Consider the following 2,955-nt stretch of genomic DNA (forward strand, 5'->3'; position numbering starts at 1 on the left):
CCGCTTTAGCTCTCTTTGACTTGCCATGATAATATCCCTTTCTGCCATAATACCCTCCTATTAAATCGGGTATTATAGCCTCTTTAAATTAGGACATTTCTAAATGTGCCAAATAGGACATTATCATTTGTGTATTACAGACTATTAATGTTTCTTACGAATCAAGACTTGTTGCGCAATGCTGAGGATATTGTTGGTTAACCAGTATAGAACCAATCCGGAAGGGAAATTATAAAAAATGAACAGCATAAACACGGGCATAAAAAGCATCATCTTTGCCTGTTTTGGATCCGCAGACTGAGTGGTAAACTTTTGCTGAAGGACTGTTGTTATACTCATTAAAATAGGCAGAATATTTAAAGGATACATTCCCGGTTTATCCATTAATGCTCCTAAGTAAAATACTGTGTCAGGTAAAGATAGATCTGGAATCCATCCGGGAATAAAACAGGTTCCTTTTAACTCTATGGCATTTCTTAAAGTTGTAAAAAGCGCGAAAAAAAGAGGCATTTGTAACATCATTGGCAAACACCCGCCAAGTGGATTGACCTTGTTTTTTTTGTATAGTGCCATTGTCTCTTTATTTATTTTTTGGGCATTATCCTTATACTTATTCTTCAACGCACTGATTTGCGGTTGAAGTTCTTGCATGGCTCTCATTGACTTATGGCTTTTTATTGTGAGTGGAAATAGAACTATACTCATCAGGATTGTTAATAAAATAATTGCCACTCCATAGTTCCCTGTAATTTTGTGTAAGAACTTTAGAATATGAACTATTCTGAAAAGATTTCCAAAAAAACCAAAGTCAGCAAGCGCTTCTAAATTAACTTCTTGTTTTGCCAGTCTATCCACATCCTTCGGACCCAAATAGCAGTTAATACTGTAAGAAAAACTTTGATTAGGCCTAACATCTGGAATAACTGCTTCCACACAGTTTTGTAATACATTTAATTTGTTTTTCTTAATAACAACTTTTGATGCGGGTTCTACTGGGATTAAGGCATTCAGGAAATATTTTGTGGATAATGCAGTCCACCATATTCTGCCAATATACGATTGCGTTACATCTTTGTCTTTCTCTCCGCGGCTAAACGGCTTTTTTATCACCTTATCATTTATATAAGATACAGATTGTAATCCGACTCCTCCTCCTCTACCAGAACTTTGTTCCTCCATTAGCCTGAGACCTGTGCCTGTGCTAATTAAAAAACTAGTTTGTTCAATATTCTTATCTGTATTATTTATCAATTCCAGATTTACACCAATAAGATAACCATCATTTCTAAATAGAATCTTTTTAATTATAGTTGAGCCGTCTTTTAGATGAGAAACAAATCTAACATAGCCTTCCAGCTTCCCCTTAGAGAGTAAAAGCCTCGTACTATCACATTTAAAATTATTAATAACAGACATTTCTCCTTTTGCTTGAAAGTACGTCTGGAGAGGATAGGTTTGAGTATAATAATTTGCAAATGACACAAGTTCAATATCTTGCGGTGTTTTTAGCTCCCCCTGTCTTTCCCTTGATATTAATCTGGCATTAATATACTCTGCCTCTTCTTTTTGATACGAAAGGCGCTCCCTTTGCTCTTCTGAGGTAGCTTTGGCAAGCTGCCCAGAGAGTTGTTTTATTCTTTGATTATTCAGCGCAATTGCATTTTGTTTTACTTCAGCTTCCTTATATTCCTTTATTTTATAACTTTTAATTGTCCCGGAAGAGCCTCCTAAAACAATTTTTACTAAATCTGTTTCAACAATGACTTCTTTCTCCTTGACTAAAGGCTTTTTTTCTTCCTCTTTATACACATATTCTTCCTGCTTTTCCTTTCCAACTCTAACTGGAACAGTTCTAACTGGGACAGCTCGAGAAGAGATATTCTCTTCAACCGGTTTCTTTGGCAATTTGGAACTATAATAATGGTTAAATATTAGAAATACTGAAAGAGACAACACAATCGCCATTAATGTTCTTCTGTCCATAAACACTCCTATACTAGTGGATCATTCCCGCCTGCATGAAAAGGATGACATTTAACCAAACGAAGAAAACCTAACACACATCCCTTAAAAAATCCATATTTTAATATGGCAAGTTTTGTATATTCTGAACATGTTGGGAAAAATCTGCATGTAGACTGCTTCATAGGTGAAATATAGTTTTGGTAAAATCGTATAATGGAAACAGCTGGTTTATTCAACATGTTCATTAAGCCTGCAATATTCCTGCTTTTTTACACAGATTAAAAGCGTTTGTCTTAATATCATCGTGTCTGCATGCAGCAGACGAGAGAAACACTTCGAAAACGAGATCAATCCCTTTAACTATGGTGTGTTTATTCAGCCTATAGAACTCCCTTACTAATCTCTTAATCCTGTTTCTTTGTACAGCTCTACCTTTGAAGGCTTTTGGCACTCGCACAACAATTCCCAACCTGGTTCTTGATGCATCATTTGTTCTTACATAAAGATTAGCGAATGCTCCACGATGCCTTTTACCATTTGTAAACACAAGCTTGATCTGATTATATTTCTTAAGCTTTTCGTCTCTTGAAAAAGAAAAAATTTTCACAGGCAGGAAGTATCCTAATATTCCTTATACAGTCAGTCTTGCTCTACCTTTACGTCTTCTTCTTTTTAAAACCAATCTTCCATTTTTAGTAGAACTTCTCTTACGAAAACCCAGTGCTCTATTTCTACTTAAATTAGACGGCTGATACGTTCTTTTAGACATAATAATTTACACTTTCATAAATGCTTATCATTTTAAAAATGAATTCTGATTATACAGAACGCCTTCTAACCTGTCAAGCAGATGTGCTGGCTGGGCACATAGGTAACACTTTTTGTTTAAGATTCTCATTGTGATTCTCAATATATCTCATGGGTGTTAAATAATCAAGCGCTTGATGAGGGCGATTAAAATTGTACTCAATCAGCCAATTTGTTACAGCT

4 protein-coding genes are annotated in these 2,955 nt (G+C 35.3%); all 4 read right to left on the reverse strand.

Annotation, left to right across the window (positions count from 1 at the left end):
- Positions 1 to 144: 144 nt before the first annotated feature.
- Genes yidC through rpmH form a run of 4 tightly spaced genes read right to left on the reverse strand, consistent with a single transcriptional unit; the run spans position 145 to position 2,734 of the window.
- On the reverse strand, positions 145 to 1,983 hold the full coding sequence (gene yidC / locus Q7J67_09230; protein MDO9465462.1) for a membrane protein insertase YidC: 1,839 nt from the start codon (positions 1,981 to 1,983) through the stop codon (positions 145 to 147).
- An 8-nt stretch (positions 1,984 to 1,991) separates the two neighbouring features.
- On the reverse strand, positions 1,992 to 2,204 hold the full coding sequence (yidD, locus tag Q7J67_09235) for a membrane protein insertion efficiency factor YidD (GenBank protein MDO9465463.1): 213 nt from the start codon (positions 2,202 to 2,204) through the stop codon (positions 1,992 to 1,994).
- A gap of 5 nt (positions 2,205 to 2,209) precedes the next feature.
- Positions 2,210 to 2,572: a ribonuclease P protein component gene (gene rnpA / locus Q7J67_09240; GenBank protein MDO9465464.1), complete on the reverse strand. Its 363-nt coding sequence runs from the start codon at positions 2,570 to 2,572 to the stop codon at positions 2,210 to 2,212.
- Between the two features lie 24 nt (positions 2,573 to 2,596).
- Complete coding sequence (gene rpmH / locus Q7J67_09245; GenBank protein ID MDO9465465.1) at positions 2,597 to 2,734, reverse strand: 50S ribosomal protein L34; 138 nt, start codon at positions 2,732 to 2,734, stop codon at positions 2,597 to 2,599.
- Between the last annotated feature and the right edge of the window lie 221 nt (positions 2,735 to 2,955).

This window comes from bacterium (assembly GCA_030652805.1).
Taxonomy (GTDB): domain Bacteria; phylum JAHJDO01; class JAHJDO01; order JAHJDO01; family JAHJDO01; genus JAHJDO01.

Excerpts from the sequence above, each read along its gene's own strand:
- yidC (MDO9465462.1), bottom strand. The coding sequence starts at position 1,983 with ATGGACAGAAGAACATTAATGGCGATTGTGTTGTCTCTTTCAGTATTT.
- yidD (MDO9465463.1), bottom strand. The coding sequence starts at position 2,204 with ATGTTGAATAAACCAGCTGTTTCCATTATACGATTTTACCAAAACTAT.
- rpmH (MDO9465465.1), bottom strand. The coding sequence starts at position 2,734 with ATGTCTAAAAGAACGTATCAGCCGTCTAATTTAAGTAGAAATAGAGCA.